Source organism: Streptomyces spongiae (genome assembly GCF_009377185.1).
In the GTDB taxonomy this organism is placed as follows: Bacteria; Actinomycetota; Actinomycetes; order Streptomycetales; family Streptomycetaceae; genus Streptomyces; species Streptomyces spongiae.
In genome coordinates, this window is sequence record NZ_VJZC01000033.1 from 1 (window position 1) to 18,530 (window position 18,530).

Annotated in this window: 19 protein-coding genes; 3 read left to right on the forward strand and 16 right to left on the reverse strand. The window is 69.1% G+C overall.

The annotated features are described in order from the left end of the window. Positions 1-44: 44 nt before the first annotated feature. Positions 45-884: an alpha/beta fold hydrolase gene (locus FNH08_RS07815; RefSeq protein ID WP_322723974.1), complete on the reverse strand. Its 840-nt coding sequence runs from the start codon at positions 882-884 to the stop codon at positions 45-47. 88 nt (positions 885-972) lie between these two features. Here FNH08_RS07815 and FNH08_RS07820 point away from each other — a divergent pair, with 88 nt between their 5' ends. Next, the gene (locus tag FNH08_RS07820) at positions 973-1,632 is read left to right on the forward strand and encodes a TetR/AcrR family transcriptional regulator (protein WP_228033965.1); all 660 of its coding nucleotides are present in this window, start codon (positions 973-975) and stop codon (positions 1,630-1,632) included. Here FNH08_RS07820 and FNH08_RS07825 read toward each other — a convergent pair. Then, positions 1,620-2,714, reverse strand: a complete 1,095-nt coding sequence (locus FNH08_RS07825) for an ABC transporter substrate-binding protein (RefSeq protein WP_407704342.1) — start codon at positions 2,712-2,714, stop codon at positions 1,620-1,622. The genes FNH08_RS07820 and FNH08_RS07825 overlap by 13 nt on opposite strands. 322 nt (positions 2,715-3,036) lie before the next feature. Between FNH08_RS07825 and FNH08_RS07830 the strand changes: the two genes are divergently transcribed. Further along, positions 3,037-4,461 carry a family 43 glycosylhydrolase gene (locus FNH08_RS07830; RefSeq protein ID WP_152770650.1) on the forward strand — a complete coding sequence of 475 codons (1,425 nt, stop codon included), beginning with the start codon at positions 3,037-3,039 and terminating at the stop codon, positions 4,459-4,461. A 33-nt stretch (positions 4,462-4,494) separates the two neighbouring features. Continuing rightward, the gene (locus FNH08_RS07835) at positions 4,495-5,901 is read left to right on the forward strand and encodes a glycoside hydrolase family 43 protein (RefSeq protein ID WP_152770599.1); all 1,407 of its coding nucleotides are present in this window, start codon (positions 4,495-4,497) and stop codon (positions 5,899-5,901) included. A gap of 102 nt (positions 5,902-6,003) precedes the next feature. Here the strand turns inward: FNH08_RS07835 and catC are convergent, their stop codons facing one another. The 14 genes from catC to FNH08_RS07905 all read right to left on the reverse strand — a co-directional run bounded on the left by catC (position 6,004) and on the right by FNH08_RS07905 (position 18,530). Next, positions 6,004-6,282, reverse strand: a complete 279-nt coding sequence (gene catC / locus FNH08_RS07840; RefSeq protein WP_322723975.1) for a muconolactone Delta-isomerase — start codon at positions 6,280-6,282, stop codon at positions 6,004-6,006. Between the two features lie 29 nt (positions 6,283-6,311). Next, entirely contained in the window at positions 6,312-7,166 is an 855-nt protein-coding gene (gene catA / locus FNH08_RS07845) for a catechol 1,2-dioxygenase (protein WP_152770601.1), read from the reverse strand. 37 nt (positions 7,167-7,203) lie between these two features. Then, on the reverse strand, positions 7,204-8,307 hold the full coding sequence (locus FNH08_RS07850) for a mandelate racemase/muconate lactonizing enzyme family protein (RefSeq protein ID WP_152770603.1): 1,104 nt from the start codon (positions 8,305-8,307) through the stop codon (positions 7,204-7,206). Continuing rightward, entirely contained in the window at positions 8,307-9,524 is a 1,218-nt protein-coding gene (locus FNH08_RS07855) for an amidase (RefSeq protein ID WP_322723977.1), read from the reverse strand. Before FNH08_RS07855 ends, FNH08_RS07850 begins: the two co-directional genes overlap by 1 nt. Further along, positions 9,521-10,036: a flavin reductase gene (locus tag FNH08_RS07860; RefSeq protein ID WP_322723979.1), complete on the reverse strand. Its 516-nt coding sequence runs from the start codon at positions 10,034-10,036 to the stop codon at positions 9,521-9,523. Before FNH08_RS07860 ends, FNH08_RS07855 begins: the two co-directional genes overlap by 4 nt. A 38-nt stretch (positions 10,037-10,074) precedes the next feature. Beyond that, on the reverse strand, positions 10,075-11,028 hold the full coding sequence (locus FNH08_RS07865; protein ID WP_152770605.1) for a PDR/VanB family oxidoreductase: 954 nt from the start codon (positions 11,026-11,028) through the stop codon (positions 10,075-10,077). A gap of 58 nt (positions 11,029-11,086) precedes the next feature. Next, the gene (locus FNH08_RS07870; RefSeq protein WP_322723981.1) at positions 11,087-11,848 is read right to left on the reverse strand and encodes an SDR family NAD(P)-dependent oxidoreductase; all 762 of its coding nucleotides are present in this window, start codon (positions 11,846-11,848) and stop codon (positions 11,087-11,089) included. Continuing rightward, the gene (locus tag FNH08_RS07875; protein WP_152770606.1) at positions 11,845-12,369 is read right to left on the reverse strand and encodes an aromatic-ring-hydroxylating dioxygenase subunit beta; all 525 of its coding nucleotides are present in this window, start codon (positions 12,367-12,369) and stop codon (positions 11,845-11,847) included. The genes FNH08_RS07870 and FNH08_RS07875 overlap by 4 nt, the downstream gene beginning before the upstream one ends. Next, positions 12,359-13,618 (reverse strand): aromatic ring-hydroxylating oxygenase subunit alpha, encoded by a 1,260-nt coding sequence (locus FNH08_RS07880; protein WP_152770608.1) that lies wholly within the window; start codon positions 13,616-13,618, stop codon positions 12,359-12,361. The genes FNH08_RS07875 and FNH08_RS07880 overlap by 11 nt, the downstream gene beginning before the upstream one ends. After that, positions 13,615-13,983 (reverse strand): hypothetical protein, encoded by a 369-nt coding sequence (locus FNH08_RS07885; protein WP_152770610.1) that lies wholly within the window; start codon positions 13,981-13,983, stop codon positions 13,615-13,617. The genes FNH08_RS07880 and FNH08_RS07885 overlap by 4 nt, the downstream gene beginning before the upstream one ends. 27 nt (positions 13,984-14,010) lie before the next feature. Then, complete coding sequence (locus tag FNH08_RS07890; RefSeq protein ID WP_152770611.1) at positions 14,011-15,120, reverse strand: acyl-CoA dehydrogenase family protein; 1,110 nt, start codon at positions 15,118-15,120, stop codon at positions 14,011-14,013. Positions 15,121-15,247: 127 nt separating this feature from the next. After that, on the reverse strand, positions 15,248-16,465 hold the full coding sequence (locus FNH08_RS07895; RefSeq protein WP_152770613.1) for a metal-dependent hydrolase family protein: 1,218 nt from the start codon (positions 16,463-16,465) through the stop codon (positions 15,248-15,250). Further along, complete coding sequence (locus tag FNH08_RS07900) at positions 16,462-17,913, reverse strand: ATP-binding protein (protein WP_322723984.1); 1,452 nt, start codon at positions 17,911-17,913, stop codon at positions 16,462-16,464. The genes FNH08_RS07895 and FNH08_RS07900 overlap by 4 nt, the downstream gene beginning before the upstream one ends. Continuing rightward, the gene (locus FNH08_RS07905; RefSeq protein ID WP_152770616.1) at positions 17,910-18,530 is read right to left on the reverse strand and encodes a response regulator transcription factor; all 621 of its coding nucleotides are present in this window, start codon (positions 18,528-18,530) and stop codon (positions 17,910-17,912) included. Before FNH08_RS07905 ends, FNH08_RS07900 begins: the two co-directional genes overlap by 4 nt.

Below are 18,530 nucleotides of genomic sequence, written 5' to 3' on the forward strand. Positions count from 1 at the left end.
GGCGAACCGTCACGGCCCGCAGGAGTGGCACCGCGCCGTCGACGCTACTCGTCGAGGAACTGAACAGCGTGCTTCAGGAACCGCTCGGGGTACTGGAACTGCGCTCCGTGCCCGGCATCGGGGTAGATGATCAGCTGGGCGTCGGGAATGTTCTGGGCGAGGTGCCAGGAGTTGATCGAGGGGATCATCACGTCGTCCTCGCCGTTGATGACCAGCGTCGGCTGAGTGATCGCGTTCAGGTAGACGTAGGGCGTCTCACCCGGCCGCAGCGGCGAGTAGACCGCGACCGCCTCCGCCTGCGCCATCATGAGTTCGGGCGAGCTCGGCGGGTCCTGGTCGACCCGCTGGTGACGCCGCTCCCAGAATGCCTTGCCCGCTTCCTGCGCGGCCTCCGAACGGCCGAAGAACAGGTAGAGGAAGTCCTCCAGGGCCGGGACCGGATGCGTCGCGACCTCAGGCACCTTGGGGTCGACGGCCACTTCCCCGCCCCGCAGGCCGGTGCCGATCAGCAGTAGCTTGCGCACCAGTTCGGGGTGGCGCAGCACGACCTCCTCGGCCTGGATACCGCCGATCGAGAAGCCGAGCAGGTCGATCTGCTCCAGCCCCAGCGCCCGGATGACCGCGGCGATGTCGTCGGCCATGTCCTCGATCCGGTCGCGTGGCGTGCCGGACGACGAGGCGAGGCCACGACCGTTGAACAGGATGACCTCACGGCCCTCCGCCAGGCCGTCGGTGATCAGCGGGTCCCAGTTGTCCATGCCCCCGCGGAAGTGCTGGACGAAGAAGAGCGGGACGCCGGAGGGCTTCCCCCAGCGCCGGTAGGCGAACCGGTCGCCGTCGACCTCGATGTACTGGGTCGGTGCGGTCACATGCGTGTCACTCACGGCTTGGCCCTTTCTGTAAGCGATGGACCTTACGATTACGGTCATCATCTAAAAAGTCAACCACTTTGATGTCGGTCGACATCTATGTATGGTGGGCAGGTCGGACGTCGGTGGAAAGGGCTGGCTGGACATGCGGGTCACCAAGGCACAGGCGGAGCAGAACCGTGCGCACATCGTCACGACAGCCGCCAGGCTGTTCCGTGAGCGCGGCTACGACGGTGTCGGCGTGGCGGAACTGATGGCAGAGGCCGGATTCACCCATGGCGGGTTCTACAAGCACTTCCGCTCCAAGGCCGACCTGATGGCCGAGGCATCCGCGAACGGGCTTTCACGGACCGCGTCACTGACGGAGACTCTGGACATCGCCGAGTTCGTCGAGTCCTACGTCTCCCGGGAACATCGCGACGGGCGCGGTGAGGGCTGCACCATCGCGGCCCTCAGCGGCGACGCGGCACGTCAACCCGAGGACATCAGGACGGAGTTCGCAGCCGGCATAGAGAGCCTGACGGCGGCCCTTCAGGCCGAAGGTGACGCGTCGCCGGACACGCACCAGCGCACGGCCCGCGCCACGGTCATCGACGCACTGGCCCACTCGGTCGGCGCCATCATGCTGTCGCGGGCATGCCCGGACGGCTCTTCACTGGCGGACGAAATCCTCGACGTCTGCCGTGAGTCGATCCTCGCGTCACTGACCCACGGAGACGGCAGCCAGTCAGCGGCAGGCTCGACATCCCCTCAGCCGGCGTGAAGGACCCGAAAGCGATCGAGGTTCGCATGGTCTCGATCGACGACTTGAATGGGTGGCCCAGCCCATTGCCAGACGCTGATTCCTGGCGTTCGGGAGAACTGGATCTGGCCGCGGGTGCCTTCGACCTCAACGCGCGGCCAGGACTCGGCGGTGCGCGCTCGGTCCGCGCCGTGTGAACGCAGCACATCGGCGAGAACGGCGACCGTGTCGTAGCCCTCGAAGGCGACGAAGGAGGGCGCTCCGTCGAGCCGCTCACGGAGGGCCGTCTCGACTCGCGCACCGAGTGGGGTGAGGCGCTCGGGCAGGTAGCGCAGGAACGGGACCCCGGCTCCGTCGCCGCCCAGCAGCATCGCCCATTCGGCGAACTCCGGTTGTCCGGCCGGAGCACCGATCATGATCTCGGCGAGGCGTCGGTCGCGGCGGACGGACCTGACGATCGGCACGGCCGGCTCCGGGTGGCCGACCAGAAGGAGGAGGGCTGTCGCGCGACGGTCGACGAGTTCGTCGCACACGGCCGCCGGGGTGAGCGCGCTCATATCGAGTTCGACGACGGTGCCGCCGCGTGGCGCGAGGTGGTCCCGCAGAATGCGGGTCCCGGATGCCCAGTAGACACTCGGCTGGGCCGCCACGGCGATTCGACTGTGGCCCGCGCCGAGGAGGAAGTCCGCGTAGACCTGCCAGCCACGGGACTGCGGCGGGGAGAGTCGCGCGACCCACTCCGTCGGCTGTTCGGTGAGCGCGTCGAGAACGGCTGACGAGCAGAGGAACGGCAGGCCGAGGGCGTCGGCCCTGGCGGCAGCGGCGCGAGCGACGACGCTGTGGTACTCCCCCGCCAAGGCGGCCACGCCCAGGCGAGCCAGTTCGTCTACGGCCGCCGCGGCCCTCTGTGGATCGGCCGCGGTGTCCCGGACCACCAGCTCGACTGGTCGTCCGACGACCCCGCCGCCGTCATTGACTTCGCGAACGGCCAACTCGAGGCCGGCGAGGAGGTGTTGGCCTGCCTCGACCCAGCCGGGCCGACTCAGCGGAACGAGAGCGCCGATCTGGACGGATCGCCGCGGCGGGCGCACCTGGGTGACCATGCCGGACATTGCATCCACTACCATCGCCAACAGGCAACCGATTATCCGTTCGCCGAGTCAACCAGGAGGCGCCTACCACCTGCGGATAACGCGGGCGGCGCGCCCCTTTGCCGTTGTGTGAAACCTGTGTGACAGAAGCGTTGACGTGGTCATGCGCAGGATCTATCTTCTGGCCGAGTTTACGAACCGCGTTCGAAATATCGTCAGTTGGCTGACTGTCTTTCCATCTCCGCCCCCAGCTCTGCCTGCTTGCCCCCCCCAGCACCACCCCCAGAGGGAGAAGCCCGTGAGACCTGCGCTCACCCGTCGAACGGTCCTCGGCATGATCGCCGGCTCGGCCGCCACCACCGTCACCGGTGTCTGTGCCGGTACCGCCCACGCCGCCGTCCCCGCCTCACCCGGCGTGACGTACACGAACACCATCGCCGAGCAGCGGGCCGACCCGCACATCTGGAAGCACACCGACGGCTACTACTACTTCACGGCCACGGTGCCCGCGTACGACCGGATAGTGCTGCGCCGCGCCACCACCATCCAGGGGCTCTCCTCGGCCGCCGAGACCACCATCTGGACCAAGCACGCCACCGGTGAGATGGGCGCCCACATCTGGGCCCCGGAGATCCACTTCATCGACGGCAAGTGGTACGTCTACTTCGCCGCCGGTGCCGCGAACGACGTCTGGAAGATCCGGCCGTACGTCCTGGAGTGCACCGCCGCGAACCCGATCACCGGCACCTGGACCGAGAAGGGCCGTATCGCGCTTCCGCTCGACACCTTCTCCCTGGACGCGACAACGTTCGTCGTGAACGGTTCGCGCTACCTGTGCTGGGCGCAGAACGACCCGGCCGTCGGCAGCGGCACCAACCTGTACATAGCGAAGATGTCCAGCCCCTGGACCATCACCGGCAGCACGGTCATGATCAGCCGGCCGACCGCCTCGTGGGAGACCGCCGGGGGCCAGACGGTCAACGAGGGCCCTGCCGTGATCCAGCGCAACGGCAAGGTCTTCATGACCTTCTCCGCCAGCGCCACCGACGCCAACTACTGCATGGGCTTGCTGACCGCCTCCGCCTCCGCCAACCTGCTCAGCGCCTCGTCATGGCCCAAGTCGACCAGCCCGGTCTTCGCGAGCAACGCCGCCACCAGCCAGTACGGCCCCGGCCACAACCAGTTCACGGTCTCCGAGGACGGCAAGTCGGACATCCTCGTGTACCACGACCGCAGCTACAAGGACATCAGCGGCGACCCGCTCAACGACCCCAACCGCCGCACCCGCGTCCAGAAGGTGTACTGGAAGGCCGACGGCACGCCCGACTTCGGCATCCCGGTCGCCGACGGCCTCACCCCGATCCGGCTGTCGTCGTACAACTTCCCCGACCGGTTCATCCGGCACTGGGAGTTCCGCGCCAAGACAGAGGCGAACGTCGCCCCGCTGGCCGACTCCCAGTTCCGCGTGGTCACCGGTCTCGCCGGCAGCGGCACCGTCTCCCTGGAGTCGGCCAACTTCCCCGGCTACTACCTGCGGCACAAGAACTTCGAGGTGTGGGTGGAGAAGAACGACGGCACGGCCCAGTTCCGCAGTGACGCCTCCTTCACCGCGCGGGCCGGTCTCGCGGACTCCGCCGGGGTCTCGTACGAGTCGTACAACTACCCGGGCCGCTACATCCGCCACTACGACTACCTGCTCAACGTCCAGGCTCTCAGCACGGCGACCGACCGGGCCGACGCCACCTTCTACACCCAGTGAGCCGAGCACCAGCCGTCCTGAGGAGAGCCGCAGATGACACCCTCCGACCACGACAGACGCGACCGCCCCTTCACACCGTCCCGCCGCACCCTGCTGCGCGCCATGGCCGCGCTGCCCGCCTCGGCACTCGTCCTGGGTGAGCTGCCGGGTCTGCTGGGCACCGCCGCCGCGGCCGCGCCACCGAACGGGTCCGCCACCCGCTACACGATCGTGCCGTTCCTGAACAGCAACGACGGCACCGTGAACGTCTACCAGTCCGACGACGCCACCGACTTCCGGCTCCTCCAGTCCTCCGCGTACACGCCGCCCAGCAACCGCATCCGCGACGCCAGCGTCTTCAAGCACACGGACGGCTACTACTACATCACCTACACGACGCACACCTGGCAGGACACCAGCACGACGATCGGCTTCGCGCGCAGCGCCAACCGGGTCAACTGGACGTTCCTGTACGACTACACGGTCCCCATCACGAACCTCTCGCGGGCATGGGCACCCGAGTGGTTCGTCGACAGCGACGGCAGTGTGAACGTCATCGTGTCGTGCTCGACCACGAACGACGAGTGGATCTTCACCCCGTACCGCCTGCGTGCCACCAACTCCTCGCTCACGGCCTGGAGTTCGCCGGTCGCCCTGTCCGGGATCGGCGCCAACCACATCGACACGTTCATCGTCAGGGTCGGCTCGACGTACCACGCGTTCCCGAAGAACGAGACGACGAAGTACATCGAGTACGCCACCGCGTCCAGCCTGGGCGGCCCGTACACGATCCGGCGGACGGGCGACTGGGCGGGCTGGGGCGGCACCCGTGAGGGGCCGGCGCTGGTCCAGCTCGACAACGGCGGCTGGCGGATCTTCTTCGACGGCTACGGTGACGGCAGTTACTACTACAGCGACAGCTACGACACGTTCGCCACGTGGACGGCACCGAAGAAACTGCCGGGGATCTCGGGCACGGCCCGTCACTTCACGGTGATCAAGGAAACGGTGTCCGGCGGCCCCAGCCTGTCGACGGGGGTCACCCGTTCCATCCGCTCGGCCAACTTCTCGACCCGCTACTGGCAGGAGCAGTCGTCTCTTCTGAACCTCCCCGTGGTGAGCTCCTCCAGCACCACGGCGGAGAAGCAGGCGTCGACGTTCACGATGGTACCGGGTCTCGCCGACTCGAACGGCTTCTCGTTCCGCGATGCGGCCGGGAACTACCTGCGGCACTGGGACTTCCGGGCACGCTTCGACGCGAATGACGGATCGTCGGTGTTCGCCAAGGACGCCACGTACGTCGCCCGCACGGGCACGGCATCGGGGTCGGTCCGTTTCGAGTCGTACAACTACCCGGGCTACTACCTGCGGCACTACAACTACCAGCTGCGGCTGGACCCGTCGGACGGCACCGATCTGTTCCGGCAGGACAGCTCGTTCGTGCCTGTGACACCACTCTGACCTGCGCGGACTTCTCCCTGCCTTTCTGCTCAGTGACGGCTGGACCTGGTGCGCGTGTCCTTCGTGCACCAGGTCGGCGGTCATGCGTGAGGCAGGCTGGAGTCAGCCGATAGCCGACGGGTGCCGGGCGAGTGGCGTGACCGTGATGTCCATGTACGGGAAGAGCGGCAGTCCCCAGAGGAGTTCGTTGAGGCGGTCGTTGTCGATGACGTCAAAGATGCTGAGGTTGGCGTACTGACCGGCGCACCGCCACAGGTGGAGCCACTCTCCCGTGTGCTGCAGCTTCTGCGCGTACTCCTTCTCCGCAGCGAGCGTCGACACGCGCGCATCGGGGTCCATGTCGGGCGGCAGGCTGACGGTCATACGGACGGCGAAAAGCACGGTGGTTCGCCTCCCTTCCGGCCGCCGGCTCAGGACGCCGGATCGAGGACGAAGTCGTACACGACCTCGTTGCCTCCGCCCGGCGCGGGCCGCGGGTCGAGGACGAGTTCGGGTTTGACCGCGGAGGCCACGTCGTCCTGGATGTGGTCGCCGCCCTTGAAGTACAGCTGCGTGGTCAGCGGCTCGTGGCCGGGCGCGTACACCTTCAGGTGCAGGTGGGCGGGACGCCAGGCGTGCCAGCCCGCTGCGGCGATGAGCCGACCGCAGGAGCCGTCGGTGGGGATCTGGTACGGGGCGGGCTGGACGGTGGTCACGGCGAACCGGCCGTCAGCGTCGGCCACGACGCTGCCGCGCAGGTTCCACTCCGGGATTCCAGGTGCGAACTGTGCGTACAGGCCGTCGTCGTCGGCCTGCCACATCTCCAGCAGAGCGCCGCCGAGCGGCTCGCCCGACACACCGGTCACCTGTCCCTGGAAGAGGAGCTGGGTCCCTGCCTCGTTCTCGCGCATGGGCAGGGTCGAGGTGGCGGGCAGCGCCGGAGCTCCCGGTACGTAGTACGGGCCTTCGATGGTGCCTTTGCTGCCGCCGCGGCCGGTGGCCGCGACCTCCTCGACGACGTGCTCGACCCACACGTCCAGGAACAACGGCCATTCGCCGTCCTGTCCGACCCCGATGAGCCACGACTTGAGGGCGTTGTACTCGTCGTAGGTCACCTGATGGCGGCGGATCACGTCGTGTACGGCGGTGATGACCTCCGTGACGAGGGTGTTGACTCGGGCCGCATCGGTGCCCGCTTCGGTCTGGACGGTCTTGTCGGTGAGGAAGCGTTCGGTCGCGGAGGCGCCTGATGCGGCGGCCGTGGCCTTGAGCGTGGCGTCGGACATCGGTGTACGGCTCCTTCGAAATTGTGATGGGTGGGTGTCAGCGGTCCTGGCGGTAGCGGACGAGTTTGTCGTCGTCGATCACGACGCCCAGACCGGGCCCGTGGGGGACGGCGAGAGTTCCGTCGCTGATCGTGAGTGGCTCGGTGAGCAGGTCGTCGCTCATGTCCAGGAAGTTGGACAGTTCGCCGGCGCGCTGGGAGGAGGCGGCGTGCGCGGCGCCGAACGTCACCGTGCACACCGTGCCCAGCTGGCCGTCGATCTGGTTGCCCATCACCACTGCGGCGCCCAGCCCCTCGCACAGGTGCAGCACGTGCTGAGAGCCGGTGAAACCGGTGCGGGCGGTCTTGATGCTGATGGTGGTGGCGTCACCGTCCAGCAGAGAGCGGGTCACCTCGGCGGATGTGGTGGCGGACTCGTCCGCGACGAACGGAACGCGGCAGTCCCGCACGAGCCGGCGGCGGCCCAGCACGTCGTCGGCGGGGCACAGCTCCTCGGCGAGCGTCAGACCGAGGTCGTCAAGTTCGCGCAGCGCGGCGGCGGACTCCGATGCGGTCCAGCCGCGGTTGCCGTCAACGTACAACTCGACGTCGTCTCCCAGGGTTTCCCGCAGCGCCCGGCACACGTCGAGGTCGGCGCGGACCGGACGGCGGCCGACCTTCACCTTGAAGACGCTGATGCCGTACGTGGCACGGATGCGCTCGGCCTCCTCGACAACCCGCCGGGGCGTGTCGAAGCCGAGCATGTGGCTGACGCGCATCCGGTCGGCCCAGCCGCCGAGCAGTTCGGTGACGGATCGTCCGCAGGACTGGCCCGCGAGGTCCCACAGGGCCATGTCGAGGGCCGACTTCGCGGCCGGGTTGCCGACCGTGCGGTGCAACACGGCGTGGATCCGCTCGCGGGAGAACACGTCGAGGCCCAGCAGGTGCGGGGTGAAGATCCTCTCGATCACGCCGGTCACGGATGCCTGTGTCTCCCCGTAGGTGAAGGGTCGGGGAGGTGCGTCGGCCACACCCACCAGCCCTTCGTCGGTGTGCACCCTGATCAGGACGTGTTCGGCGGTGTGCACCTCGCCGCTCGCGAACCTCAGCGGCTTGGTGTACGGGATGGCGTACGGGATGGCTTCAACCCGGATGATCTTCATCAGTGGCACCCACCGATGGCCTGGACGAGGGTCTCCGTGCACCGGGCGATGCCGAGCAGCCAGCCCACGCGGTCGGGGTGGCCGACGAGTTGGAGACCGAGGGGCATGCCGTGCGGGTCACGGTGGCCGGGGACGGTGACCACCGGCAGCCCGAGCAGTTGCCAGGGGCGGCTGAGGGCCGGGGTTCCCGTGGCGCCCAGTCCGTGGGGGGCTGGGCCGGGAGCGGCCGGGCCGAGGATCACGTCGGCCTCGTCATGGAGGAGTTCGAGGATCCGGGCGCGGGCGCGGCCCCTGACGGCGAGTGCGGCCTCGTAGTCGGCTGTGGGAGTGTTCCGTCCCCGGTCCAGGAGTTCGTTGAGGGGTGCGCTCAGTGACTCGGGGTGGGCCGCCTCGGCGGCGAGTGCGCGTGCAGCTTCGTAGGCCATGACCGTGGCGTGCGTCTCGGTGAGTTCCTGGGGGCGGACGCGTTCCCCGAGGTCAGCTGTCTGCGTGCCGGTGCCGGTCAGGGCGTTGCCGGTGCGCTCCAGCGCGTCGAGCATCGCCGGGTCGATGTCGGCCAGTTCCGTGCCGGTCCACAACAACACCCTCATGGACGGTGGTTCCTCGATCCGGGTGTCGTCGACGGCTTCGACTGCGGCGGCGAGAGTGGTGACATCGGTCGTGAGCAGTCCCGGCGCGTCCAGGGTGGGGCTGAGGCCGGTGAAGCCCGCCGTCGGCCAGGCGCCCACCGGGGCCACGTACCCGGCGGTTCCGCAGAAGGAGGCGGGCCGGGTCAGGGAGCCCGCGGTCTGCGAGCCCAGCGCGAGTGGCACCACTCCGGCCGCGACCGCGGCGGCCGAGCCGCTGGAGGAACCGCCCGGTGTGTGGGCGAAGTTGTGCGGGTTGCGGGTGGGACCGGGCTGGAAGTACGCGAACTCCGTGGTGACGGTCTTGCCGAGGGGCACCGCGCCGGCCGCGCGCAGCCGGCCGACCAGCCAGGCGTCGGCCACGGCGATCCTGCGCCGACGCAGCGGGGAGCCGCACTCGGTGGGCAGCCCGGCGACGTCGATGATGTCCTTCACGCCGAACGGCACACCGATCAGCGGTCCGGCCGGTGCCCGCTGCGCCTGCGTCCGGGCGCCGTCGGCGTCGACCCGGACCCAGGCACGGAGATCGGGTTCGGTTCTCTGCAGTCGGCGCAGTGCTTCCTCGACGGCGGCCGTGCGGTCGGCCGTCACGACGGTGCGCCTTCGGGGACCAGGGGTGTGGCGTCGAGGCGGTGGAACGCCCGGTTGAAGTAGACGAGGCTCTGTCCGCCCGACCGGGTGCGGATGTGCTCGATGTCGACGAAGAGGACGCTGTGGGAGCCCATCGGCACGGTGTGTTTGACGGTACCGACTGCGTTCACCAGGGCGTCCCTGAGGACCGGCACGTCGTGGCCGCTGTCCCAGACGTCCCAGGTGAAGCGCTCCGCCATGGGCACCTTGGTCGCCCCGGCGAAGTGCAGTGCCAGTTCCTGCTGGTCACCACCGAGGACGTTGACGCAGACGCGTCCGTTGGCCTGGAAGACGTCGTGCATGGCGCTGGCGCGGTTGACGCAGACGAGGAGGGTCGGCGGGTTGTCGGTGACCGAGCAGACGGCGCTGAGGGTGATGCCGCAGCGGCCACTCGGGCCGTTCGTGGTCAGGATGTTGACGGCTGCCGGGAGATGCGCCATGGCTTCCCGGAACTCACGCTGGTCGGGGGTCACGGCGGTGCCGCTCCTCTCCTGCTTCGGTCGGTTCTCGCTCACCACAGTTCGACCACCAGCCGCGGCGACTTCGCCCGTGACACACAGGCGGCGATCTGGTCTCCGGCTGCCTTCTCCTTGGCGGACAGGCAGTGGTCGCGGTGGTCGGGTTCGCCGTCGAGGACCCGCAGGACACAGGTCCCGCAGATGCCCTCACGGCACGAGGTGTCGAGGGGGACACCACCCGCTTCCAGTACCTCGGCGATGGTCTTGTCCGGCGGCACCGTGTACACCTCGCCGGTGTCCAGCTCTACCTCGAAGGCGGTGGCGGCCCCGGCGTCCGGCAGGTCGCCGGCCTGGAACAGCTCGCGGTGGACGCGGTCCTCGGGCACGGTGCGGGCCGCGAGCGTGGTCACCTGGTCCATGAAGCCCTGGGGACCGCAGGTGTAGACGTGTGCCCCCTCCCCTGATGTGGCCAGTGTGGCGGCCAGGGCCCTGGCCGTCGCCTCGCGCCCGAGGCCGAAGTGGAAGTCGACGCGGCCGGCGAAGGCGCTGTGTTCGAGCAGGTCGGCGAAGGCGGCTCCGGCACGGTCTCGGGCCACGTAGTGCAGCCGGAACTCGGCGTCTAGCGCGTGCAGTTCGTACGCCATCGCCAGCAGCGGAGTGATACCGATCCCGGCCGCCACCAGATGGTGACGCGCCGCGTCCGGAGCGAGGCCGAACAGGCGGCGGGGTGCGCCGATGGTCAGCTCCGTGCCCACTGCGGCCTTGTCGTGCAGGGCCTGGGAGCCGCCCCGCGAGTTCTCCTCGCGCTTGACCGCGATGGTGTACGCGCCGGTGTCCTCGGGAGGCCCGCACAGGGAGTACGGGCGCGTGACCCCGGTGGGGCCGGTCACGTCGACGTGGGCGCCGGCAGGGTACGTGGGGAGGGCTTCCCCGTCGGAGCGGACGAGCCGCAGAACTCTGATGGTGTCGGTCTCTTGGACGGTCTCGGTGACGGTGACGTTGAACATCCGTCCGCCTTCGCCTTCTTCATGAGGGGTGCGTCATGGGGGGGTGCTGACGGCGCTGTCAGCGCATGTACAGGCCGCCGTTTGCGTCCCAGCAGGCTCCCGTGACGGCGTCCGCGTGCTCGGCTGCGAGCAGGACGGCCATGTCGGCGACGAAGCGGGGTCGGCCGAGCCGGCCGACCGGGATCGTCGCCTCGATCCGGGCGAGCTTTTCGGGGTCGACGGTCTCACGGACCACCGGAAGGTCCTGCGGCCCCGGGGAGATGGCGTTGACCGTCACCCCGTGCGGGCCGAGTTCGCGGGCGAACACCTTGGTCAGTGTCGCGACCCCGCCCTTTGCCGCCGCGTAGTGGGCGCCGGTCGCCGTACCGCCGTTCTGGCCCGCGAGGGAGGCGATGTTGACGATGCGTCCGTAGCCACGTTCGGCGAAGTAGGCGCCGAAGACCTGGCAGCCGAAGAAGGTGCCGTTGAGGTTGGTGGCCACCACGGCCTCGAAGCTCTCGGGCCCGATCTCCATCAGCGATTCGACCTTCGACTGTCCGGCGTTGTTGACCAGGACGTGCACGGCGCCCCAGCGTTCGGTCAGCTGGTCGCGGACCGTGACGAAGGCGTCCTTGTCGCGTACATCCAGGGCGAGCCCGACGGCGTAGCGCCCCTCCGGGTCGAGTTCCGTCGCCGCGTTGGCCGCGGACTCTTCGTCCAGGTCGGTGAGCGCGACGCGGTAGCCCCGGTCGTACAGCCGCCCGGCGATGCAGGCGCCCAGGCCGCGGGCGGCGCCCGTCACCAGGGCGACGCGCCGGGGATCCTCCTCGTTCGGGCTCACAGCAGGAACCCCGATGCCGTGACGGAGTCCTCCGAGTTGACCAGGCGCACGATCTTCCGCGAGATGCGCGGGCCGTCCGCGCCGAACTCGATCCGATGGGTGACGTCGGCGGCGAGGACGAAGGTCTCCTCGCGCTTGTACGCGACGAGGATCTGCGCCGAGCAGATCTCGATCGCGTCGGCCTCGCGGTCGGTGACGACGAAGCGCGAGACCGAGCGGACCGTCCGCGCCGCCGCGGCGGCGGAGATGGACAGTCCACCGGTGAGGCGTTCGATACGCATCCGGCGCATCCGGTCGTCGTCGTAGACGAGGTTGAGGTGGGAGGCGAAGTCGGTCGCGTCGCGGTCGATGGGGACGACGTACTCGCCGCCCTCGGCCCACAGTGCGTCCCACTCCTCGTAGCGTCGGGCGTCCAGCAGATGGGCCTCACGCCAGATCAGGGAGACGGCCGACAGGGCCTGGGGGTCGTCGAACGGAAGTCCGGCCTCCACGGCGGCATCGCTGAGTGCTTCACTCGGCATCGGTCATCATCCTCTTCCACATCGCGTACGCCTCCCGCATGCCGGTCTCGTCGGTCGCGTGCGAAGTGGCCTGTCCGAGGTCGTTGGGCTTCTCGCGGCCGAGGCCGCGGTTGACGAGGATCGGCATCTCGGCGCCGCCGGCCACACCCCGCTGGACGCGGTTCCACGCCTCGGCGTCGTCGGGGCTTCCGAATCCGAACGGGCCCTGGAAGTGCTCGTGGATGCGCAGCCGTTCGCGGTTGACGATCTCCGGGCCGCCGTCGAGGCCGAGCGCCACGTGACGGATCTCCGTCTCCCCGACCGACAGCGGGCGCAGGACGCGGAAGAACGCCATCGACATCGCCACGTTCGGGAACAGGTTGAGGTTGAACCCGGCACCGTGCAGGGAGCGCACGATGCGCCGCACCTTCTCCGGGGGCATGTCCTTGGACAGTTCCTCGGCGATGTGGCCGAAGCGGTCCTGCAGCTTCTCGGTGCCGTCGTCGACGTCGAGGTCGGCGTGTTCGGCGACGGAGATGGAGACGCTGTGGCCGTTGCCGAGGGCATGGGTGACCGCGGTCTCGTCCGTCATGATCGACAGCATGCTCGCGGTCTCGGCGTCGACCGACGACATCCAGGAACGGTGCACGATCGGGAAGTGGTACCAGTCGGTGGTGTTCTCCAGCTGGATCTTCCAGTTGCCGTTGAAGCGGAACCTGTGCTCGCCCTGCACCTTGATCGGATAGCCCGCGCCCTGCTTCATGAAGCGGTCGATCCACAGCCGGGCCCCGCCCAGGAAGTCCTCCAGGGGCTCGATGTCCGGGTCGAAGCTGGCGAAGATCATGCCCGCGTAGGTGCCGGCCCTGAGCTTCAGCAGAGGGAGGTCCTTCTTCTCCACGACGTCCTCGTAGCCCTCGGGGTACGGGATGCCGCGCAGCGTGCCGTCCAGGGCGTACGACCAGGCGTGGTAGGGGCAGGTGAAGCCGTTGCCGTTGCCCTTGGGGGTCTCGCAGACGCTGGCGCCGCGATGACGGCAGCGGTTGAGCAGGACGTTGATCCCGCCGCGCCGGTCGCGGGTGACGATGACGGGACGGCGGCCCACCCAGGCCGTCTTGAAGTCGCCGGCCTTGGCGATCTCGCTCTCGTGTGCCACCCATACCCAGGTGCGGTGGAAGATGCGGTCCATCTCCTGCTCGAAGAGCGCCGGGTCGGTGTAGAGGGAGCCGGCGACGCGGTCGGACTCGACCAGGGATGCCATGTCGGGGGTCATCGGGTCACCTCCGGCTCCGGGAGCGGGCGGCCGATGCGCGCCTCGATCTTCATGTAGCGCCACAGCCCGTGCTCGCCGACCTGGACGGTGCGGAAGAGGTTGCAGGCATCGGCGACGGTCTGCTGGTCGACGACATCGGCGAGGATGTAGCAGGTCCACGGCCAGGAGTCGGACGGGCCGACCATGTGCTGGTCGTCGTCGACGGTGCCGAGGACGGTGACGCCGGGCAGCTCGTACAGCTGGGTGAGCATGCTCGTGAACCCGTCCCAGACGGTCTTGCCCCCTCCGGTGGGCAGGTCGAAGAAGTTCTGGTTGACGCCGATACAGAAGAGCACTCGCAGGGGTGCGCCGGGAGAAGCGGTCATGGGGGTGTTCCTTGGATGTCTGGGTGTCTACAGGTAGCCGGGGAAGGGCGGGACGCCCATCAGGACCGCGCCCGCGCCGTCGTACATGCCCTCCTGGAGGAAGGCGTGCTGCGGGACGACCGAGGCGTCACGGAGGTGGCGTTCCAAGGGGCTGCCGGCGGCGATGGCCGCGATGCCACCGAGCTGGTAGGCGGCCCGTACGACCTCGAAGGAGGTCTTGGCCAGGTGCGCGGAGGACAGGCGCAGCAGGCTGGCCTGCTCGGCCGTGGCGGGGTCTCCCGCCACGACGGTCGCCCAGACCTCTTCGGCGGTCTCGTAGAAGAAGGCGCGGGCGGACCGGAGTTGGGCCTCGGCCTGTCCGACCGCGATGCGGTAGGTGGCGCGCTCGGCGGGCTTCGGGGCGCCGGTGTAGCCGGAGCGGCCGCCCTGGGCGATGACGTGGTCGAGCGCGGCGCGGGCCACGCCGAGGCCGACGACGGCCAGGACCTGGGCGGCGTAGGGGACGGTCGGGTAGCGGTAGAGCGGTTCGTCCACGGTGGGCGTGCCTCCGCGGACGAACGTCCACTCCTCGGGGACGAGGGCGTCGTCGACCACCAGGTCGTGGCTGCCGGTGCCGCGCATCCCGATGACGTCCCAGTTCTCGGCGATCTCCACCTGGTCGGGCCGCAGTACGGCGGTCAGAGGGCGGCCGGCCTGGTCCTGGCCGGCCTTGATGCCGACGCCGAGGACGTCCGCGCCCTTGCAGCCGCTCGCGAACTTCCAGCGGCCCGAAACCCGGTAGCCGCCGTCGACGCGTTCCGCGGGCTGCACCGGGAAGAGGCCGCCGGCGAAGGCCACATCGGGCCCGTTCGCGTACAGCTCGGCCTGCGTCTGCAGGGGAAGCGCGGCCAGGTAGATGGCGGACGAGCCGAAGCTCGCGACCCAGCCGGCCGAACCGTCGACCACTGATATCCGCTCGACGAGGCGCAGGAATTCGGCGGGTGCCAGGGCGTGGCCACCGAAACGCCGTGGAACGCCCGCCCGGTAGATTCCGGCACGCTTGAACTCACCGATCACGTCCGACGGTACGTGCCTTTTCTCCTCGAATTCGGCCCGCCGCTCCGCGACCACTTCCAGCATTCGTTCAAACTGCGTCATGAGGTGATCTCCTCGCGCTGCCGGGCGGTTCTCCTCCGCGCCATGCCCTCACGGTATGCGCGGCAACCAGGGCGCCACCATTGGAAGTTCACCGCATTCCGTAGGGGGATTCCCCTAGGTCACGTCGTCACAGAAGGTTCTTCCGCACGTTTCCCCACTGTGCGACCAGCAGAATGTTCTCCGGTCGGCCGAGTAGTGCGATGTCGTGCAGTGGATCTCCGTCGACGACCACGAAATCGGCCGTTTTCCCTGCTTCCAGAGAGCCGAGCCGGTCGTCGAGACGCAGCAGGCGTGCGGCGTTCAGCGTGCCCGCCTTGATCGCGTCCAGCGGGTCCATGCCCAGTTCCACCAGATACGACAACTCCAGCAGATTACGGGCGTGCGGGACGACACCGGCGTCCGTGCCGAGGGCGATGGGGACGCCTCGGGCGATGGCGTGCGCGATGTTCTCCTTGCTGATCCCGGACCACCGGGTCTTCTTGCGGTAGTGGTACTCGGGCATCTTCGCCGGGTCGAGGGGAGCGAACACCGTGGACAGGGTGGGAACGAGGAACGTGCCCTGGGCCAGGGCGAGATCGCACAGTTCGTCGGTCATGCCGTAGCCGTGCTCCACGCTGGTGACACCGGCCTGAACAGCGTTGCGGATGCCGACGGCGCCCTGGGCGTGAACCGCCACCGGTTTCGCCCGGTGGCGTGCCGCCTCGTCGACCACGGCACGCAGTTCCTCGCACGTCAGCCCTTCGTCGTCGGGGTCGTCGTGCGGGCTGCCCATGCCTCCGGTGGCGCACACCTTGACGACGTCGGCTCCGGCGCGCAGCATGCGCCGGGCCGCGATCCGGGCCTCGTCGGCCGTGTCGGCGATCTCACCGAGGTGCGGGGCGGCGTCGACTCCCCCGGGCAGCGAGCAGTCGGCGTGTCCGCCGGTGTGGCTGATCACCTTCACGGCTACTTGCAGGCGGGGGCCCTCGATCAGGCCGCGTTCGAGGGCGGTCCGGTACCCGGCCGGAACGCCTCCCAGGTCGCGCACGGTCGTCACACCGGCGTGCAGGGTGGCGCGCAGCCTCTCGGCGACCTCGAACGTCTCCACGGTCGGGTCGGCGGTCAGTCCGGCGATCAGCCCCCGTTCCGGGGTCATGCACAGGTGCACGTGGCAGTCGAAGAAGCCGGGCAGCACAGTGCGGCCGCCCAGATCCACCGTCGTCGTGCCGGGCGGCGGGGGCGGTGCGGTGGCCGCAGGGCCCGCATGGATGATGAGTCCGTCGTCGTCGACGACGAGGACCGCGTCGGCCACGGGGGGCGCTCCGGTGCCGTCGACGAGGACCGCGTTCTGGTATCGGGTGGTCATGGCAGTTCCGTTCGCTCCGGGTCCTTGGGGTGTCGAGCCGTCGGCAGCGTGAACCGGAAGACGGCGCCGCGCGGCTCGTTCGCGTGCACGTCCAGATGTCCGCCGTGGCGGGTGACGATGCGGTGGCTTAGGGCGAGGCCGATACCGCTTCCGTTCGCCTTCGAGGTGAAGACGCCGTCGAAGACCCGCTCGTCGGGGGGTGGGCCGGGTCCTCGGTCCCGGACGGCGAGTTCCGCGCCGCCGTCCGCGCCGCGTCGGGTGACGACCTCCACCCGGCGCTCCGGCCGTGGGCACCGGGCCATCTCGTCGACCGCGTTGAAGGCGAGGTTCATGACGACCTGCCCGATGAGCACGTTCTCGCACAGGACGGGCAGTGGTTCGGTGGTGAGGTCGAGGTCGACGTCCACATCGTGCTCCTGGGCACGCAGTTCGATGAAGTACGCGCAGTCACGAACGATCGTGTTGAGGTCCGTGAGCTGGGCGGACTGTTCCAGACGGCCGACGTATCCGCGCAGACTGCGCAGGATGCTCCGGGCCCGCTCGATCTGCCGTACGGCGTTGTCCAGTCCCCAGGCCACGGACTCGTCACCGGCGGCCTGACCGAGCCGGCCGCGGGCGCCTTCGACGAAGTTGTACGCGGCCGCCAGCGGCTGGCTCACCTCGTGCGCGATCGCCATCGCCATGTCACCCATGGCGTTGTAGCGGGCGAGGTGGTCGAGGTGCTGGGTGTCGCGTCGGTGCTGTTCCTCTGCGCGGACCCGGTCGGTGATGTTGTAGAAGAGGACCATCCGGCCGCGCAGGTCGCTCTCGATCTCGATGTGCTGGCAGGTCGCGGCATACCAGCGCGGCTCGCGGCCGGGTGCGGCGAAACGGTAGCGGCCCTCGCGCTCGGGTACGGACCCGTCGCAGCAGTAGGCGGCGAAGTCCGCTCCCTGAAGTCCCTCGCCGAGCAGCCTGCCGGCCGACTCGCTGGCGAAGAGCACTCGGTGCTCCTCGTCGAGGACGACGATGCCCTCGGCCAGGCCGCTGAGGAAGGCGCGCAGTCTGTTCTCGGTGCGGAACAGGTCCCGCCGCACCGCCTTCTCCTCGGCGATGTCCCGGAACTGGACCATGACCACGGTCCGCGCGGCGAGTTCGACGCGGATCGCGATCGCCTCGGTGAGTGTCTCCTCTCCGCCCTTGGCGCGGTAGCACCACTCGGTGGCGCTGATGCCGTGCTCGACGGCGTGGCGCAGCCAGCGGTGACCCAGTTCCCGGCTGTACTGGCGGGCGTTCTTGCTCATGTCCGGGGCCTTGAGCGGTTTCAGTTCGTCGACCGTCCAGCCGAGCAGTCGGCATGCCGCCCGGTTGGCCCAGAGGATCTCGAAGGTCCGGGCGTCGTGGAGCAGTACGCAGTACTTCAGGGCGTCGGTCAGTTCGCGGAAGTCGACCGGATCGATGTCGTTCACGGGCATGCTCCTCGTCCCGTGGCGTCCAGCCTGAGGACGTCCCGGACCAGGGCGGCGATGGACTCGGCTCCGGTCTTCTCGCGGATGTGGGCCCGGTGCACGTCGACGGTCTTGGCGCTGATTCCCAACCGTCCCGCGATCTGCTTGTTGGAAGCGCCCTCGACGGACAGGTCCAGGACTTCCTTCTCCCGTGCGGTCAGGGCGTCCAGCTTCGCCCGCAGACCAGCCTGTTGTGCCTCACGCGCGAAGCGTTCGCGGGCCGTGCGCTGGGCGCTCTGCACGACGTCGAGCATGTGCTGGGGGTCGTACGGCTTCTCCAGGAAGTCGACGGCGCCCCTCTGCATCGCGCGCACGGACATCCGTATGTCGCCGTGCGCGGAGACGAAGACGACCGGCATGGCCGCCCCCGTCTCATTCAGCACCTCCTGGACGCCGAAGCCGCTGAGCTCGGGCATACGGACGTCCAGGACCAGGCAGGCCGGACGGTCGCGGTCGTAGGACCGCAGGAAGGTCCGGGCGTCCCGGTAGCGCTCGGAGAGGATGCCGACCGACTCCAGGAGCCAGGCGAGCGACTCGCTCAGTTCCTCGTCGTCGTCCAGGATGTAGACGAGGCACAT

Excerpts from the sequence above, each read along its gene's own strand:
- FNH08_RS07820 (WP_228033965.1), top strand. The coding sequence starts at position 973 with ATGGTGGGCAGGTCGGACGTCGGTGGAAAGGGCTGGCTGGACATGCGG.
- FNH08_RS07825 (WP_407704342.1), bottom strand. The coding sequence starts at position 2,714 with ATGGTCACCCAGGTGCGCCCGCCGCGGCGATCCGTCCAGATCGGCGCT.
- FNH08_RS07830 (WP_152770650.1), top strand. The coding sequence starts at position 3,037 with ATGATCGCCGGCTCGGCCGCCACCACCGTCACCGGTGTCTGTGCCGGT.
- FNH08_RS07835 (WP_152770599.1), top strand. The coding sequence starts at position 4,495 with ATGACACCCTCCGACCACGACAGACGCGACCGCCCCTTCACACCGTCC.
- catA (WP_152770601.1), bottom strand. The coding sequence starts at position 7,166 with ATGTCCGACGCCACGCTCAAGGCCACGGCCGCCGCATCAGGCGCCTCC.
- FNH08_RS07850 (WP_152770603.1), bottom strand. The coding sequence starts at position 8,307 with ATGAAGATCATCCGGGTTGAAGCCATCCCGTACGCCATCCCGTACACC.
- FNH08_RS07865 (WP_152770605.1), bottom strand. The coding sequence starts at position 11,028 with ATGTTCAACGTCACCGTCACCGAGACCGTCCAAGAGACCGACACCATC.
- FNH08_RS07875 (WP_152770606.1), bottom strand. The coding sequence starts at position 12,369 with ATGCCGAGTGAAGCACTCAGCGATGCCGCCGTGGAGGCCGGACTTCCG.
- FNH08_RS07880 (WP_152770608.1), bottom strand. The coding sequence starts at position 13,618 with ATGACCCCCGACATGGCATCCCTGGTCGAGTCCGACCGCGTCGCCGGC.
- FNH08_RS07885 (WP_152770610.1), bottom strand. The coding sequence starts at position 13,983 with ATGACCGCTTCTCCCGGCGCACCCCTGCGAGTGCTCTTCTGTATCGGC.
- FNH08_RS07890 (WP_152770611.1), bottom strand. The coding sequence starts at position 15,120 with ATGACGCAGTTTGAACGAATGCTGGAAGTGGTCGCGGAGCGGCGGGCC.
- FNH08_RS07895 (WP_152770613.1), bottom strand. The coding sequence starts at position 16,465 with ATGACCACCCGATACCAGAACGCGGTCCTCGTCGACGGCACCGGAGCG.
- FNH08_RS07905 (WP_152770616.1), bottom strand. The coding sequence starts at position 18,530 with ATGTGCCTCGTCTACATCCTGGACGACGACGAGGAACTGAGCGAGTCG.